The 18,024-nt window shown below is 57.9% G+C and carries 9 protein-coding genes; 3 read left to right on the top strand and 6 right to left on the bottom strand.

Annotated features, from left to right (window positions below):
• Window positions 1–13: 13 nt before the first annotated feature.
• Entirely contained in the window at window positions 14–3,034 is a 3,021-nt protein-coding gene (locus VJZ71_16765; protein HKQ49728.1) for a hypothetical protein, read from the bottom strand.
• Between the two features lie 493 nt (window positions 3,035–3,527).
• On the bottom strand, window positions 3,528–3,764 hold the full coding sequence (locus tag VJZ71_16760; GenBank protein ID HKQ49727.1) for a hypothetical protein: 237 nt from the start codon (window positions 3,762–3,764) through the stop codon (window positions 3,528–3,530).
• 49 nt (window positions 3,765–3,813) lie between these two features.
• Here VJZ71_16760 and VJZ71_16755 point away from each other — a divergent pair, with 49 nt between their 5' ends.
• From VJZ71_16755 to VJZ71_16745, 3 genes are all read left to right on the top strand, one after another.
• Window positions 3,814–4,296: a hypothetical protein gene (locus VJZ71_16755; protein HKQ49726.1), complete on the top strand. Its 483-nt coding sequence runs from the start codon at window positions 3,814–3,816 to the stop codon at window positions 4,294–4,296.
• Between the two features lie 186 nt (window positions 4,297–4,482).
• Entirely contained in the window at window positions 4,483–6,816 is a 2,334-nt protein-coding gene (locus VJZ71_16750) for a CHAT domain-containing protein (protein HKQ49725.1), read from the top strand.
• Between the two features lie 10 nt (window positions 6,817–6,826).
• Window positions 6,827–8,254: an alpha/beta fold hydrolase gene (locus tag VJZ71_16745; protein ID HKQ49724.1), complete on the top strand. Its 1,428-nt coding sequence runs from the start codon at window positions 6,827–6,829 to the stop codon at window positions 8,252–8,254.
• Window positions 8,255–8,813: 559 nt separating this feature from the next.
• Here the strand turns inward: VJZ71_16745 and VJZ71_16740 are convergent.
• From VJZ71_16740 to VJZ71_16725, 4 genes are all read right to left on the bottom strand, one after another.
• Window positions 8,814–9,887 (bottom strand): PEP-CTERM sorting domain-containing protein, encoded by a 1,074-nt coding sequence (locus tag VJZ71_16740; GenBank protein HKQ49723.1) that lies wholly within the window; start codon window positions 9,885–9,887, stop codon window positions 8,814–8,816.
• Window positions 9,888–10,036: 149 nt separating this feature from the next.
• On the bottom strand, window positions 10,037–10,330 hold the full coding sequence (locus VJZ71_16735; GenBank protein HKQ49722.1) for a hypothetical protein: 294 nt from the start codon (window positions 10,328–10,330) through the stop codon (window positions 10,037–10,039).
• Window positions 10,331–11,248: 918 nt separating this feature from the next.
• Entirely contained in the window at window positions 11,249–16,888 is a 5,640-nt protein-coding gene (locus VJZ71_16730) for an RHS repeat-associated core domain-containing protein (GenBank protein ID HKQ49721.1), read from the bottom strand.
• Window positions 16,885–17,151 carry a hypothetical protein gene (locus VJZ71_16725; protein HKQ49720.1) on the bottom strand — a complete coding sequence of 89 codons (267 nt, stop codon included), beginning with the start codon at window positions 17,149–17,151 and terminating at the stop codon, window positions 16,885–16,887. Before VJZ71_16725 ends, VJZ71_16730 begins: the two co-directional genes overlap by 4 nt.
• Window positions 17,152–18,024 lie beyond the last annotated feature (873 nt).

Genomic DNA, 18,024 nt, shown 5'->3' with positions numbered 1-18,024 from the left:
TCTCGCATTCGGCCTACTCATCCCAATCGTTTGGTCGGCAGTGTTCGCAAGGCGTTCGAGGTTCGTTTTCGGAGGGGAGGCGGTGAGCAAGGGTATGCATGATTCCACCCTCGATGCCCGCGAGCAACGTGCAATCTGGACGGTGATAGGTATTTTCGCCCTTGATCATCGCGAAACCGATCCGCGTTAGGTCGAGGTCCACGCGGAGCGCTGCATGTGGGTTATGCAGGCCAATGTCCGCAGAATATCGAGCAGTCGCGAGGACGGTGATCGTGTCAGCGTCGGGAATCTTCGTCGGGTCGCTCTCGGATTGTGCTTGACGCAGTACCTCGTCGTGTGTCGCCTTGTGGGGATTAGTGATGTCGAAATTGAGCCTTACGTCGGTGCTTTCCATAATCTTCCCGTAGAAAGCAAGCCCATCCACAATCACGACCGATGAAGGATCGATATACGGAAACCGTAGCAGATGGCACCCCTCCCAGTCACCGATGTGGTTGTCTCCAAGATTGCGGCGGCTTGGCAGTCGCCATCCACGCTGGCCAAAGATTGCCTCAAGGAGGCGGTGCTCGTGTGGTAGGAACACAAGGATCGGATTCTTCGTTGTCCTCCTCGACCTCGCAATTGCATCGCGCACCGCGTCTGCAAGTTCAGCGAGCCTGTGGATTGTGGTCGTCGGTGTGGCAATCCGTTCAGCCGCGTGGGTGACCCGCGTATTCTCACGCTCTTGGATGCTTCTGGCGATGAGGGGTGCGAATTCCATCGGATGTTCCCGGCAGCGCACAACCGAATCCTTCTGTAGCCACACGCCGTATTGGATACGCGGCAGGAACCACGCCCGCGATTCAGCTTGAAGGCCTCCTAGCTTCGCAAGTGTGCTTCGCAGCCCATAATCATTCTCCAGCTCCTTGGCGTTCTCCGCGTGGAGCCGGACGCGATGCTCGTCAAGTAGGGGGGCCGCAACCACGGCGGCGAGGCGGTCGAGCTTGAACAGCCGGAGCCGCTCCGCGAACAGGGCAACGACGGCATTGACAGTCTCATCGCGATTCTCGTCCGCGATGTTGAGCAACTCCTTCCGCACGGAATCGTTGGCGAGGATCGAATCGGCTACTTGCTTGACTTCATCGGGGGACTTGTGCCGAAATGGTGGACAGGCGCCCATCGCATCCGGCGCTTCGTACTTGGGTGACGACGGGCGAGCCAGCATCAGCGCCATGAATCCGCGTTCGATCCATGCGTCGGAGACTCCATACGCTATTGTAACGCCTGCGCGCCCAACTGAGGGGCTTGTCCATCGAGTCACGCCGAACGGATCGTCCGGAGGCCGACCCGTGAACGGCTTGCTGCGAACGGTTTCCCAAAGCCGCAGCAGATGCTCGCGCGATCCGAGGTCGGCGGCGCACCGTTGGAACACAGCTTTGGCGGCGTCGGTGCGTTCGCTCCTAGTCTCAACGAGGTGAAGGCACCACCCTGCCGTGATGAGCGTGGCATAGCTCATGACGTCGCTTGCTTCGCGCAGCTCCGGCGGAACGTTCGACTCCTCGTGTGGAACAGCAAATCGCCTCCCTGTGTGTTCATCCCACCGGAACAGCCGATCCTGGAAGTTCACGGCGTCCTTTGTGCGACCCGCTTCTAGCCCGGCTCGCATGAGTTCCAGCCGCCAAGCAAGATCGACCATCAGGACGGGCATCTGCGATGCGATCGTTGGAGGATCAGATCGCCACGAGGAATGGGCGTATTCGAACTGGGCACCGAGGGACATGAGAACCACATTATCGAGGTAGTCGCCTACATAGTCGGCAAGCTCCGTTCCCTCGATGGCCTGGTAGTAGACGGCGACAATAATCTCACCTGCGCGGTGATACAGCCCCGGATGCAAGTGCTGAACGGCCAGATCCATCATCCGGCAGGAAAAGGTGAGAAGAGCGGATACCTTTTCACGATCACCGGATGCCACGGAGTGCTGAGCCATATTGAAGAAGTTGAACCCAGCGAGAAAGTCAGGCAGGCGCTCGCGGTGCATCGAGAACTGTCCGGCCACGGCATCCGCGCGAGCCAGCCCGCGCTTCACGAGCGCCTCTTGAATCTCAAGCCCGCGTTCCAATTGCTCTGAGGAGTCGTGCCTCGAATAGCTCACAAGCACATCCTCGAATCGGGAGAGAACATCGACGACATCGCGCCTTCGCGCCGACCCGAGGCGAAAGACGGCTCGCAAATTTTTCCGTATCACCTCGACAACTTCCTCGCCGGGCGCGACGACATCCTGTTTCCGACGACCCTGGTCATCTCGGCTCGGCGACAGCACCAGCGCGACTGTGTTGTCGACCACATCGCCGGGGCCGATACATAGCTTTGCGTCGTGGTCGGGGCATACCGACCGGATGTGATCGCCCAGTAACCTCAGCGCCGTGAGGTTCACGTCCACGACGGAGCCACGGCCATCCAGACTCAGCTTGACCGGAGCGACCGGATCGACGCTAGTGAAGCCGCCGACCGTGGAATACCTCATCCCTGCGTCTTCGACAGCCTCCTCGAACACTTTGCGTTGCCGTGCGTGGTGGATGTCTTCGTCCAGCGCCCGGTCGTACTCCCAAGTGAGGCTCGGCGTCAACAACATTACGAAGTCGTCTGAAACGCTAGTCGTCATCCGGTGGAGCAGCCACAAAACGAGCCACAACACTAACAGCACAAGAGGCACATCCAGAATCGCCATCGGCACTGCTGCGCGAGGCAGGCCGAGCGGGCATATCAAGGACACAACTACATTGGCCGCAACGACACCAAGAGTGAAGGCGGCGATGGGAATCAGCCCCTCGCGTCGGCGCAGGTAGCGAACGAGAAACGCGGCCTTGTCGAGCTTCTCACCGTGGTACTGAATGCCAAACACGATGACAGCGAACAGGATTCCGGCTGCGCCGCCCACCACCTCGGCAGTCGTGACCAGCGTTCCGGCAAGGTCGGACAAGTGATCGGAAGTCGCACCGTCGGCAAATGCCGCGCCGATCGCTGCCGATAGTCCGACACACAGCACGAACACACTGGCACCGAGGACTGAACTTCGCTCTATCGTGTGCAGGGCGTGAAGACGACGATGGAAGCGCTCTGCGGCGGTAGTTCGCACTGCCCTTTGCCGACGAAAGCGGATATCCCGAAGCGAGTCGGTGCACGACGATAGCCATTCCGTTCGGTCCAGAAGGGGACGCGCCGCAGTTCGCCATGCACATCTCAGGCGTGACCATGCTGGTACGCTGGTGTCGCGCAGCGCCGCCCAGACCTCTGGGAGCCTCTCTCGGAAGTCCGGCCAGCGTTCATAGATCGCACGAAACTGTTTCACCTTTCAACTAGCTCGGATTGTGCCCATGCACTGTATGGCTCGCAAGACGTTTCGTTTTCAGTCCAGGCTCCCTCTCCATAGGACAGGATTCCTGCTGCAATCTATTCCGCACGCTTTTTCTCCCACCGCGCTCGATACGCGGGAGCGCCCCTGGATTGCAGTTGCCCTGCGCACCACAGACGGGAATGCACGGCGATTACCCGTCATCCAACTCAATGCCGACAGCTTTGGCCATCGCACAAACCGCCTCGTACTCGCCGTTGGCTGGGGCGCGGACGATGAACTCGTGCCCGTCGAACGTGTCCACGGCGTCGACGCAAATCATCAAGAGCCCAAGCGTGAAATCGCAGTAGAACGCACGGCCGGTGTTGTAGCCGAAGCTCCGGATAGCCAACTCCTCTTTTGTCTTGGTGATCGTGACGCGTCCGCACATGCACTTTTTGTAGGTAAAGAGGCCAGCCGGTGTTCGGTATCATACCACCGTGGCCAAAACCGTGGACCCCGACAAACTCCGCAGACGCCGGCGGCTATGCCTGGCCGGTCTGGCGTTCTGCGCCTTGTTGGCGATGGGGAGCCTACTCAGCTTCTGGACGGCCCCGGCCTACATGGGGGCCAAGAGGCAGGTCTTTTTCATCGGCGGGGGGCTGCTGATCCAGGGCGCGCCCGCGCCGATCCACATGGGCTTCCGGCTGGCGGACGCGGACATCCCCGACCGAGGCGTTGTTACCCGAGTGATATACTGGTTCCGTCTGCCGCAACGAATGAGTGCCGGGGCGCTGTTCATACCCTTCGGACTCCCGACGGTCTTCCTCACGGTTGTTTTCGTGTTTCTGGAATGGTTCTGGTCGAGGCGTCCGCCACCCTGGATGTGCCCGAAGTGCGAGTACGACCTATGCGGGGCGGATCACGTTGTCTGCTCGGAGTGCGGGACACCGGTCGTCCTTGAAACCCCGATCGACTCATGAGCCGAGATTCCCAAACCTATCCGGTGGCTTTCCCCCGTCCGCGATGCGGCTTTGACTGTCGAGCCCAGGCCAAGGCGAGGGCGTACCCCTCCTGTTGTTACTGAAACGTCTCTTGCCCTCGGCCGCTTCTCGGGGTAATTTCTCTCGCTCAGCGCCGAAACTCGCCACCAATTCTGGAGGCAGCACGTGCCAAAAGACTATATCAGATTTTTTGACCATTTGTATTCCCACAGCGGCTCTCTCCGCAAACTCGTCGGAGCCGATGCGGATGAATTTGTGAAGTTGCTGCGAGAGCAGCCCAATGTGACTGGCCACAAGCTCGGGGTCGATTTCGAGAAATATCTGATCAAGCTGATTCGCTTCGGCTTGAAGGTTACCCCCATCAGACCATATTTCTCCGACTTTCTTAAACGACAAAAACTGGTCAGTACCATATCCAAGGGCACTCGAATCGTTCTCACCAGGCAGCCATCAAAAATCAAACTTTCCAAGACACATGTAAAGGAAATTCATCGTGCATTGAAGGTCGCCCGAAATGTTGCGGCGCAGATCCAACCGCCGAAGTCCAGATCACTGCGCCCTTCCATTAAGATGCACCCACTGCGCCCTTCCATTAAGATACACGAGGAATCTCGTGTGTTCGGCGCAAGGGAAATTGGCGGTAGTTTTATTGACGTCGATGAATTGCTCAGCAGACGTGACGGAATTGCTGCTGCTGATGCCATCTTCAAGTGGCCTAAGAGCCGTGAGATCCTCGTCACCGGGCACACTCTTCAGGGCGAGTCGGCGCAAGTGTTCAACTGGGGAAGGGAATATAAGCTTCGATTCGGGATCGGGACGCCGCTCGTCGTCAACCTGGCTAGAGGAAATATCGCGATCAAAGATGTTCCCAGTGGCGGCTTGAAGACGCTCTGGGTCATCACGTCAGCCGATGTCGAGTTCATTTCGACGCCGACGACCTTAGAGCCTAGGAAGATCTGTAACACTTGGACGACGGAATTCGAATTGCTCATTCCGGAAGAGGGGAACACCGAGACGAAAGAGGTCGCGTTTCGTGCTGGCGTCACACCTGGTAAGGTGCATCTGACGATTTACGCTGTCGCCGTAAATGGCGCTCGCGAAATCTATCGAGAAGTGTCGGTGGGATTGAGAAATGGGCCGAAAGTCACGGCAGATGAAATCGCAAAGACGATTCTGCACACACATCTCAGAACGACACACGAATGGACGACGCCGCCCGAGCACATTCAGGTGACGATCAGCAATGGTACAGCTTACATCACGACGAAGGGGTTCCTCGTTGAAAAGTACGAGTTTCAAGAGTCCTTCAAAGGGTTTGATACCATGGTGGCGGGTACGATTCAGAACGTCCGAAACGCTCTCGAACAATTCCGAGAGGCGCATGGAGATTATTTGAATGATCTCGATCACTTCGACATTCTCGGCCGGCTTTCGAAGCGCGGAAAATGGGAGCCACATTACGCTCGTGGCAACGGTTGGCAACCGCTCCCGGAAGAAGCCGACGCCGCCCACAAGAAGTCGTTCGACGAAGTCCTCAAATCCAAAGAATGGCAGGCCCTGGCCAGCGCGGGATACAGACTTTTTGAATCCTGCTTTGACAAACAGTCGAAACTCCGGATACTGCTGGCAAAACTTAAGCCTGGTAGCAGAATCGATTTTCACTGGACCAGTCAAGGCGGCGCCGGCTGGGTGGCACACGTCCCGTGGGCGCTGATGTACACTGAGCCGGTGGACGTAATGCGTAAGACGTTCGCGAATCCGGAAAACTTTCTGGGTCTGCGATTCCGCATTGGCACGCATTCCTGGCCCGTCAACAACGGCTCCGTCATTCTCGGCGGCATGGATTCGGTCCATTCAGTGAATCTACTTTATTGGGGAGACAAGGCCGATGACGAGGTCGCGGTCGAATCCGGATGGCAGGCCGGCGAGTACAAAAAACTGAAGCGATCACAACTCTTCCCCGATCGAACCCAACCGGACTTCAAACGCCAGATTATGGGCGCACTGGACTCACCGGGGCCCTCTCCCGTCGGCGTCTTGTATTTCTATTGTCATTGCAGCGTAGGAAACGGCGCTCAGCCGGTTCTGCGCTTTGGGAACACCTCCAAAGTTGAAGACACTCTTGGGATAGCCGATCTTTCCCAGGCCGAAATTACGGATGCACCACTCGTCTTCGCGAATGCATGCACGACTGTGCAGGCCGATCCTCATATGGCCAGCGAACTAGAGGACTCCTTTTTCCAACGCGGCATTCGAGCCTTCATTGGCACCGAAACAAAAGTGCCGATCAAACTTGCAAGCAAGTTCGCGTGGCTGTACTTTCGTTTCTTGTACCGCATCGTTGATGAAAAGCCGATGGCGGCCGGAGAGGCGCTCACCCAGGCACGCATGTTCCTGTGGACCCAATACAAGAATATTGGTGGGTTGTTCTACAGCATGACCAATCAATACGAGTTGTATCTCGCGTCCGAGGAGGAAGTGACTGCGTTGCGAAACTAAGGAGGACAAGATGGGCCGTTCGCTTACTCTACTCGAAGAATATCTGGTTGCAGACTACGAGAGACGGATCAGTCTCTTGAAGGATACGAAGACGAAGGCTGCAGTCGAGAAGTGGATGGGCCCCGCCGCTTTCCGCGAATTGATGGGCCAGCTCCCTGATACGCATTATCTCAGCGCCGGACCGAAGAATATCGTCTTCGCGCCGGGAATAATGGGCAGCACGCTTCAAAGCATTGGATTGGGCGGTGTCTGGTGGATCGATATCGCGCAGGCCCGCGACAAGCTTGACCAGCTCCGGTTGAAAGATGACGGTACAGGCGATGTCGACGAGCTTGCTGAGATCATGCCTGGCGCCGTGGATCTGTCCTATGAGCCGTTCCGCCGGGCGCTGGCGTCCGCCGGTATCTTTGGCGGGAGCGTTCAATTCCCGTACGACTGGCGCAAGTCATTGCGGGCATCGGCCGACGCCATGCGCGACGTGATTCTTAAGACCCATGCCGATTATGGAAAAAAGGTGCACTTGGTCGGTCATAGCATGGGTGGGCTTATGATTCGCACCGCGCTCATGATCCACGGGCAGCAGCTTTGGCCGAAGATCGACAAGATTGTTTACATCGGTACGCCGCACTTCGGCTCGCCCTCGATTGCCGGGTATCTCAAGAACCACCTCTGGGGCTGGGAGCAGCTTGCCATCGTGGGGATGTTTCTAAGCCGCGAGACATTCCGCACGATGCGAGGCGCGCTAAGCCTGCTGCCGGCGCCCGCAGGCGTCTATCCCGGAACACGAAATGGAGAGAAACATCCCTGCGCAAATTTTGACCTTTACAAGGCGAGTGATTGGAAGCTAGAGATAAAGGCCGACGCGACCGTGCGTTTACAAGTTATTCTCGATGAGGTTCGTCAATTTTATACCGACCTGTACAACTGGCACGACGATCTTCTGCAGGAATACAAGGACAAGATGCTGATGATCGCAGGCGTCGGCCAGGATGGCTTGTTCCGGCTTGAGTTCGATACGATCCTGTGGGGCAGTTGGGAACGCACGAAGAAAATCACCGCACGTCAGAAGTGCGACGTGAATTACGAAGGCGATGGAAGAGTTCCGCTCGCTTCGGCGCAGATCGAAGACGTAACGACCCGCTACGTCGAGGGCGAACACGGCGGATTGCCGAATATTCCGGCAGTCGCGCAGGACGTTCTGGCCTGGCTTACTGGAGGCAATCTGAATTTGTCGACGACGTGCCAAGACGCGCTCGGAGGTCATCTTTCCGCGGTGGACCTAGCGCTTCAATCGCCTCTCTTAAGTGGAAGCGGCGTTCCGAACCGCTTTCGCGATTTGCCCGAATACGAAAACCCAACGCCTGATTTTCGAAAGAAGATTGAGAAGGATCTCGACGATGGAAAGATTCCGCAGATCAACCTAGTCAAAATCCTTTGAAGCCGATGTCTATGTATTAATGCGCCAAGTTGATGCTACGCAGCGAAGGCTGAGGTTAGATTCTTAGCGATGGTCTCGAACAAAGGTGTGTGCCTTTGGCCCCTTCCTCCGAACCCAACCCCCTCATAACCCGACGGCCCGAACGGGCCAGAGACTCAGAGGCTTTTGACGCGATCGGGGCGGCGGTGGGCCGGATCGCACCCTAAAAAGGGTCGCGCGCGACCTTCGCCGAGACCCATTGCGCCCCGCGATCGCTGTAAACCTTTGCCCCACTTTGCGTAAAAACGCCAACGGCCCGAAAGTCTCCGTCCGGGCGTGGTGCGTTAATTATTTGTGGGTCCGCCAGTTTCGCTACCGACCGCCAACTAGAGGGAACCACACCGTCCTCGAACAACGGGCCCGCGCGCAACAGAGACACTTTTCGAGTCCGGTTCCCTCCTGCGAACCCAACCCCATCGGGTTATGAGGCGCGAGTCACGCTCAACTGGATCGACCGCAGCTTATCGTCTGGGATGGTGCGGGGCACGATCACGGGCGTTAGTCAATAAAACGTCTGGCATTAATGGCGGCGGCGGGTGAGGCAGAAGGCGAGGGACGCGAGGGCGAGCAGCGCCGAGGCGGGCTCGGGAATGACGGCGCGGTAGGCTTCGATGAGTCCGTTAGGGTTGTAGGCGTCGCCAACGATCGTATTTCCATCATTCGAGATTGCATATGCGCTGATTAGATTCCAACCCGTAAGGTTGAGCTCGAAATCGGCTTCCAGCATTTGCTTAAGGTCACGAATGCCGTTGGCTCCGTCCCAAAGTACTGCCCGGAACTCAATTCGCCGGCTGTACCCGACGATCCTCGAACCGTCGGCTGAGGCGGCCTGCGCCGCACTCTCGGTGTCGCCAGGTAGATAGCCGAGCATTTCGTAGCCACTGCCTTCTTGCCATGCGAATGCATCCAGATCGCCAACCGGTTTGCGGGTCCATCCGACCACGGTGGCTCCATCCGCCGAAACGTCTTCAGCGATGCCTGAGATGGCGCCATTGGGGGGAAGACCAAGATTCTGGAAACCCATCTGGGCGCTCCAGCGAAAAGGGCGGCGAGGAGTCCCGACAGATCCGACAATGACGTTCCCATCATCAGAAACTCCTGTGGCGCTCGAGTCGGCGATTCCAAGACTCATCATCCCGTCTTGCGGGGTCCAGCGAAACGCCTGATCGCCGATCTGAGAGTGGCTGTATCCCACGATGGTCGATCCGTCCGCAGAGACATCGGCGGCTGAGCTCGAATTCCAGCCGCCGGGCAGAAAGCCGAGACCAGTCATGCCAGTGGCCTGAGTCCATCGCATGGCTTCTTCGAATGAACCGGAAAGGACCGATCTGCCCGACCCGACGATCGTCAATCCGTCGGCAGAAACCGAGATCGCCTGGCTGTTGAAATCGCCGCCGGGCAGGTCGCCGAGGCTGACCATGCCGGCCGCCTCTGTCCAGCGGAAGGCTTCGCCGCGTCCGTTGACGGTGGAGTTGCGGGAACGGCCAACAACGACGGAGCCGTCGCCGGAGACGCCGAATGCGACGCTTGGCGACCCTTGGGGGTGAAGGTAGCCGAGGCCCATGAAGCTGGGAGTAGCGGCGGCTGAGGCCATCGATACGACCGCAATCGCTAGCGTGCCCGAGACGCAAACGCGACCGATCCCATTGGAGTCAAACGGCAGCGTCAAGTGATCCCCTCTAGCCTGCGGCAGTTCCGCCCCATGTTGAACCATACCCTAGCATGATACGCTATTTCCAATTCTCAGCCCAGCAGTAAGGTCCCAAAACGTAGCCTGATCGACCGCTCGGTCCAATAGAAGGACATCCACCCGCTTGCGCCCGAGCAATCCGACGAGTTGTCGCCGGCAAATACATGATTTTCCCCGCCGGGCAGGTCGCTGAGGCCGACCACCCTTGTCGCCTGCGTCCAACAGAAGGCTTCGTCGGCAGCATTGCCAGTCGAATTCCGGCTGCGACCGACAACGACAGAACCGTCAGCGGAGACGCCGAAGGCGGCACTCGGCGACCCTTGGCGGTAAAGGTAGCCGAGGTCCATGAAGCTGGGGGTTGAAGCGGCAGCGGTCGTTGAAGAAGCGATCAGTACTATTCAGGCTACCATAACTTTAGCGTGCCCTGGACGCAGTTGAATGGGGAACACTACCAGCTCCCCGATATCCACAACTCCAACATCGATCGACCACGTCGCGAGGGCGTGGTCGACTGCTTTAGAGCGTATCGCAGAATCACGCTCCTCCTAACCTGGCGGAGACATCCTCCTCCGGCCCCAATTCCACAATTGTCCGTGCAGAATGACGATCAAGTACCAAAGGACTGGAATCTCCGGCCGATCTCGTACGAGGATTCCCCATACGTGCGTGATCTGAAAAACCAGAGCTTCGCCCTCAGGCCACAAGAGCGCATAAAACGAGATTCTTACGAAAACCACCGCCAGGCTGAATACCAATCCTCCAAGAAACACTAGCCGAATGCGTGAGGGGCAAGTCTTGACAAGGGCCGCGCACGCGATGAGCGACGCAGGCTCCGCTAATGACAATAGGTAGTAGAGCTTCGCCGTGGACAGGAGATCGCGGAATGCTTGTCCGTTTAGGGATTCTGGCCAAAAGACGAGGGCGTTGGATGCGAGACGGAAGCCACCCAGGACAAGGCTAGCGAAAATCACAAGTGAGGTCCACTGGTCGAGACCGGAACTCAGACCAACTCCAGAATAATCCAGCGGTTTCGCCAGTCCTGATCTATTGTTCAGCGTCGCCATCGTCTTCGCAACTTGCTCAATTCACCACCAACACGCACTTCATACCGACAAGCACCTCTTATCCCGACCGCCGCTAAAGGGCCGAATGAAAAGTGCTGACCACTCCCATAGCCACGAAAAAAACGCGAAGCTCGTCCATTGGAGGATGCATTACATTGCTCTTGCAATGAAGTGTGCAACAAGGCGCATCAGACTGCATGTTTATTCATCGTCATGGATGTCGATGACACCACATCCGTATTCAAAACCTACTATGCTGCAGGCGGCGTTTGCATTCGGCCCGCTACACCCACTCGACTTAGTTGAAGCATAACATCCACGTTCGGCGCACTGACATCTGTCGGACTTCTTCTGGAGTACCCTACATTTTGGTTGGTTCCAATATGCCTCAAATTCTGAGGCTGCGCGGTTTTGACAATTCTGTGCGTTGTCGTTGGTTCCGGGCGGCCTCTTGCCGGTCTTCATGAGCCGACACTTTTGGAATGCATGGTAGAGCTCATGCCCAACCGTATTGCTGTCAATCGTCTTCAAAGGATTGATCAGGACAATCCCTGTCTCCGGATTGAATGCGGCGGGGCCGTTTAGCGAAAGGTCGCATACTGGGGGCCCAGGAGGTTCGCACCCCAAATCTTTGATGCCTTTGAGAATCTCTTTAACTATAGGATCATTGAGGCCAGATGCATAATCAGCCTTGGCCTTTTCGCACGCGCGGTTCAATAGAGCAAAAACTGGGCGGAGAAGGCCGCATACTCGTAATCCGAGCGGGTCTAGCTTATTTGCTGGGTCATTTGAGCCAAAGCGGGTCACCAAAAAATCCGCGAATTCGGCAAGCGGATCCCTACTCATCCACCGCCCGGTAGTCGGCTTGTAACTGCGATAGCCGTAGTAGTAGAAATCGTCGCTTGCCACAGCCGCCTCGAGGTCACTTTCGCAGTACTTCGTGCTGAACCGGAATGGGTTCTGCGCCGAATACGTCCCCGTGGCAACAAGCGCATTCCCGTAGGCGTCGTATTCGTACTTCGCCGCGAGCGACCCGTCGGCGATATCAACAAGCTGCCCGACGTTGCCGTTCGCATCGCCGAAGTAAATTAATTGCTTGTCGTCGGTCGTGGAACTTGTGCCCAGCGTGTCCTCGACGGCGAGAAGGCCGCCAATCCCGCCGGCGCCCTGCCGCGTGCCGGAAAGGTCCAGGCCCCAGGTGAACCGCCGCAGCGGCGTATTGTCCGGCGAGCCGTTAGCATCGAGGTCGCGGCCCTCCAGCTCCACGACCATGTTCCAGCCGTCGTAGATGTAGCGGACATCCTGCGTCGGGCTGCCCCAGGATCCGCTCGACCAAGTGTACATTTGCCGGCGAATCCGCCGGTTCATGTGGTCGTACTGGAACAAGACTTTCTTATTGCCTTCTACCGGACTGGATGCCGGCATCACTTCCTTCAGCCGGTTCTCGCCGTCCCAGACGTAGGCCCACTGCCCGTCGCCGAGCATGTTGCCGTCGAAGTCGTACGCAAACGACTGCGTCGGGCTCGGGCAGTTCTGCGCGTCATCGAGCGACGTGTAGGCGTTCACGTTACTGGAGCAGTAGTGCACCGTCGGATCGCTCCCCGTCGTGCTCGTCAGTCGGTTGCCGATCGGATCATAGGTGTACCCGCGGTTGCGGGCGGTGATCGGGTTGCCGGCCGGCGGGACCGTTGCCCCTTGGCGGGCTTCGGCGGCCAGAAGTTCGTTCCGAGTATTGTAGCTGTAGATGTCCCCATGATCGCCGACCGTGTCTGAGAACGCCGGACCGGTCCGGGTGACGCTCGTCCGGCGACCGAGGTTGTCGTTGGCGTAGGCGTATTTCGAGACCATGTTCGGATTCCACCGATTCTCGACCGCCGTGACGAGGTCGCGGTGCTGCTCGTATTCACGGATGGCCACGGCGAGGAAAGTGTCGAAATCCCCTACGAAATATGTCCGGTCGATTAGATCGCTGTTCGCCACGTAAAGATAAGCGGCGCCGCCTGCTGGCAGTCCGGGACCGTAAACTCTGTGCGGCCTGCCCTGTTCATCATAGGTCCAGCTTGTCGCGTAATGCGAGTCCAGGTCTTCGTTCAGACCCACGGTGAGGCCCTTATATCGTCCCTTCATCGTGAGTGCCTGGGGGTCAGTCTGGTCCTCATATTGGTAGCTGATCGTGAGCGGCGGGCTGCCGTGCAAGTGTTCACGATCGAGTTGAAGATCGGGCCGATAGTAGTAGTCGTGATAGCCCCAGACGTCGAAGGTATTGGTCTTTCGGCCCAATCGATCGTACCAAAAGAAAGTTGACGGTGTCGTTGTTGGGTTGTACGTGATACTCTCAAGTTCCCCCGTCGCCGGAGAAAATGAGTACGTCGTCTTCGCCGGGGCTTGAACCGTGTTCCGAGCCCAGATACGAGTCAGAAGGGCACCGCTAGTGGTGTACGTGTACGTCACTTGCTTGCCGTCCGCGTAGGTCTTGCTGGTAACAAGGCCAGCTGCGGCGTCATAGGCCCAGGTCGTCGTGTCAGCAGGTGCGCCGGAGCCTGGCCAAGTGGGGCTCGTCCAGTTCACGGTGTCGATCCGGTAGGTCTTCAGTTTCGTCCGTTCTGCCGTCGCGGAGTCGTATTCCAATTCAACAGGCTGCGGCACCTCACCCCAGACGTTTGTGATCTGGCCGCGGGGGTTGTAGGTGTAGTAAGTTTTTTTGCCGGCCGGGTTGGTAACCGATGCTAATCGGCCCGTACCGTCGTAGGTGTAGATGGTCGAATTGTTCGCCGCATCCGCTACCGACATGACCTGGCCGGTAGTCGGATGGTAAGTCGTAGTCGAAGTTCCAGTCCGGGGATCGATGGTCGTTGTGCGGCGGCCAAGTCCGTCGTATTCGTAACGGTAAGTGAGGTCCGAGGTTGTCCGCGTCGATTGGACCAGTCCGTTTCTTGTGACAGTTTCAGCGGAGACTGTTGAGGCGGGCGATTGCGTCGCCTCCGTGACGCGTTTGTCGCTTCGGACGATCGTCCGCGCCGAAGTGGTCACGTTGTCGTGGATGTCAATGGACTCGGTCCGGTCGACGCCGTCAGTCGAGAACTGGCGGCGCGACGTGTTGGTCCGCGTCCGCTGCGAGCTGCCATCCGTTGCATAGACGTAAGTTTTTGTCTCCAGCCACCAAGAGCCGCTGGCCAGAACAAACCGAGATTCAGTATCGGACACCCGGTCTTGCTCAGCCGGGTCTAGCGAATCATCGTAGTCACGATTCGCCCCGGACTGGACGACAGAACCCAATTCGTCATAAGCGTAAAAAACATCGGCTGCGCCAGTAGTAATGAATTCGGCCGAGCGCAGTCCCTCTCCATTAATGAAGGTCCCCTCGATTACATCGTAAGTCCAGTCATCAATCGGTCCAATTTTTCCGCCGCCTCCTCCACCGCCGCCCGGGCGGATGTTGCTGGACTTGCGGCGGTAGAGTTGACTACTCGTGTTGTAGTAGTATTGGGTTTGGTTGACGCTCCCAACCATCATACTTGTCGGTTCCGGCCTTTCCTCATGGCTGCGTCGGCTGACCATGTCGATCCACAGCTTGTGCCAACGGACACTGTGGCCGGTGCGGATGATTGTCCAGAGAACTCCTCGCGCCAGGTTCGCACCTTCCACCCCGTACTCGTAAGTGCGTCCCACCACCCCGGTGCCGCTGACGCTCTTGATCCTCCCGTCACGGTAGTATTCGGTGATCTCGGTCCCGCCGCCTGGATAGGTCACCTCTACTCTGCGGCCGCCTCCCGCGGCTTGGCAATAGGCGAAGTTGGTTTGTAGGCCTGCATCATCGGTGGTCCTCGTCACTCGGCCGGCCAAATCAAAGATGGTGTGATAATCTTGAGAAACGCTGGCTCCAGCGCTCGTCACGTCCGTGACCCGGCCCATCACGTCGATCGTCCGCATCGTCACAATGTCCTGCTGCGCAAGGTACGATCCATTCGCGCCCACACCTTTCTTCGTAATGGTCGTGACTCGGCCGAGCACGTCCGGAGGGCCGTACTCCGTTCGGATGCCGGTCTCATCCGTCATCGACTCAAGGCTGCAGCAGTTCCAGGTGTAGTCGACCTGGCTGGTGTCGGACCGGAGGATGTTCGTCACGTGTCCGTCGGCGTCAACGGTTCGAAGCGTCCATTCCAACGGCTGGGCGGCGTTGAACGCGCTGCCGGCGTAAACGAGTGTCGCGGAATAGACGAGGACGTGGTTCTTGTTAGTGATCGAAATATTCCGAGTTGACTGGTCGGCAAGGAAGGTCACTGCGCCACCGCTCAGGTAGCCGTGATCGACGGTCGATTGAGTAAAGGTGCCGGTCGTCGAATTAGGCGTGAAGGTACGGGTTGCTGGATTGAAGTCACCAAGTTCCTCTGCGTGCAGGTCAAGCCGGCTGTCGGGGAACTGCACGCTGTACAGCTTCAGCCGGGCAGTGTCGCGGAATCTCCATATCGTGCGGAGGTTCTCCTGGTCACCGTAGCCCATCGAGTTCGTCTCGGTCGCGCGCTCTTGGATCGTGACCTGGAGGACGGTCTGGTCCGGCAGGGTTTCGGTCTTATAGGCGCGGAATGCCTTAGAGACTACCGCGCCCTTGGCGAGCTTAGTGATGATCCTTGGGCGACGATCAACGAATCCTTGAGGGATGACATCGGCAGGATCGACGGGTGTGTAGAGGTATTGAGTTTCTCGGTAAAGCGTCTGGCCGACAGAGGGTAGCGACGCTGGGAACGATTCGTCAAGCCAGGAACTCACGATCCTGGTGGGACGGCCATTGCTGTCGTAGTCATACCACGCCCATGAGCCGTTCTGGTACTGGATGGATTTGACCCGCTTGAAGCGGCCGAGGTCCGCGGGATCGGTGTAGAACGCCCGCGTCGTGGTGAGGTTTGCGTTGTCCGGGCCCGCGCCGGGATCGATGATCCTGGTGACCCAGACCTTGCCTTCGTCCTCTTCGAGTCCAAATGGAGCCGCGTAGGTCTCGTCCACACGATACAAAACGACACCACTCGGATTCTCCACAGAGTATTGACGCACATTGCCAGTCGTCCAGTACACTTTTTCGACGCGCACGTCGGTTTGGTCCGGGTTCTTAATGCGAAGGTCCCAGTTGTTCGCGCCGCCCGTGTTCCTGTACTCGTAGTGGCCCTTGACAGAGCCGTTGGTTTTGCGCGTAACCAGGAGCGTAAATGGGGCGCCCAACGTCTTGACGACATTCCACTCTGCGAATGCAGAAGCGCCGATGTTAGGAACAAAAAGTCCCCCCTGCTGCTCGGCCTGAACATCTTCACGGCGATAGAACTTGATCGTATACTGGTCTTGGTTGGGGTCGTTAGGCGGCGGAGGCACGACATCCGCCAGGGCTTCGTGGACCAACACCTGCCGGATAGTCCCTTCCGGCTGTTCGACGACGGTGATTCCGGGCCGCCTGACGATGTAGTAGAGGCTCTTCGGTTTCGCCAAATCGGGATCGTCTGCAGTTTCCGCAAAGAGCCTGAGCGCACCGACAGACCGGCCATCTGCATCCTTGCCGAGATTGAAGCCGATGTCGATGGCGCCGTTACGTATACTTCCGGAACCAGCTCCGCATCGACCGCCCGCACAGCCGCCGGAGTCGCCTCCTATCCTTACGCGAATGTCCTTGAAGTACCAGCCTCCGGGAGGCGCGGGAACCTGCGGATCATCCGCCTTGATCGTGGCCCGAACGACAATAAACCCTGACTGTGAGCCTGGCGTGATTGTTCCATCCTGATCGACCGAGGCGCCCAAACTGTCGCCAAGGATTTTGTATTCGACTTCGGCCGTTGGGGCCACATTGGAGAGCGTCACTTTCGTGGTCTGAGGACTGCCATCGGCGCTGCCCCCGCAGCCCTTTTCCGCCTCAAACGGATGGTCACCATCGCCGCCGGCTCCGCCGCTACCGCCCTCGCCGGAACCACCGCCTCCACCGCCACCATCTTCCCCGCCCCCTCCTCCACCGCCATCATCTTCTCCACCAACGCTCCCTCCTCCGCCTCCACCGCCACCACCTGTTCCACCTTCGCCCCCACCGCCCCCAGGTTCATCCGGGATCTCTTCTTCTGGGTCCTCAACGGTAACATCCTTAGAGTCATTTGCAGATTCGCTGGCACCGCATCTGCAATTATCAACTGCGAGCAGCGCTACTTGGTAGGTCCCGGGAAACCAAGGCGTAAAGGAATAGTCGGTGCACGTTCCGGATGCGCCACCGTTGGGTCCCACCCAAGTATGGATGCAACCGCACACAGGAGGGTCTTGCGGGCATTGGCAGTCGGGTTTAGGCGTAGCGGTGCAGGGAGACGGAAACGGCTGCACATGGTCACATTGTGTGTCTGTATCCCCTGAACTGCCAATATAGCTCCCCAGTTGGCCTATCATCAACGAAGTAGGCCCCGAAATGCTCGCAAACATCGCACCATCGTTAGTGCAAGGACATGCCTCGGTCCATTCTGGCGGGCATTGTGCGCTTAGCCGATCACTACTTGAGAACAGCATTAGGAGGGCAATACCTGCGACAAACTGGACGACGGATCGGTTCCTGGAGGGTCCTAATGACATCTTCGCACTCCGATTAATTGCTGAACCAGAGAATTCGGTTTCACGGCGTTCACTTGCAAGAGACGTACCCAGCTTTTGGGTCCAGGCAGATCGGCGCGACGCGCAGCTGGCGTGGATAGAAACTATTCCTGCATTGGCTAAGGGCCGCTTGTTCATCTTCGATCCTCCCCTGCTGAACTTGCTCTGCTATTGATCAAGGAGTGCTCTCGGCCCGCCCGAGATGTTCGGCATCGTACCGAATGAGGACGCTTGAAATCAATCGCTTGTTCAGGGTTTTTGTGAGTGGAAACCTAACAAGAAAAGAATTCACAGCCCCGCTCCATTCGCCCCCGAAGGTCAAATGCGTTGCCCGCCAGCACTAATGGGCGGTTAGGGTTTTCCCTATTTGA

The sequence above is a fragment of the Phycisphaerae bacterium genome (assembly GCA_035275405.1).
Lineage (GTDB): Bacteria > Planctomycetota > Phycisphaerae > UBA1845 > UTPLA1 > DATEMU01.
Note: the sequence above shows the minus strand (reverse complement) of the source record. Positions and strands in the feature narration are given on the sequence as shown.

Excerpts from the sequence above, each read along its gene's own strand:
- VJZ71_16735 (HKQ49722.1), bottom strand. The coding sequence starts at position 10,330 with ATGGACCTCGGCTACCTTTACCGCCAAGGGTCGCCGAGTGCCGCCTTC.
- VJZ71_16760 (HKQ49727.1), bottom strand. The coding sequence starts at position 3,764 with ATGTGCGGACGCGTCACGATCACCAAGACAAAAGAGGAGTTGGCTATC.
- VJZ71_16745 (HKQ49724.1), top strand. The coding sequence starts at position 6,827 with ATGGGCCGTTCGCTTACTCTACTCGAAGAATATCTGGTTGCAGACTAC.
- VJZ71_16740 (HKQ49723.1), bottom strand. The coding sequence starts at position 9,887 with ATGGCCTCAGCCGCCGCTACTCCCAGCTTCATGGGCCTCGGCTACCTT.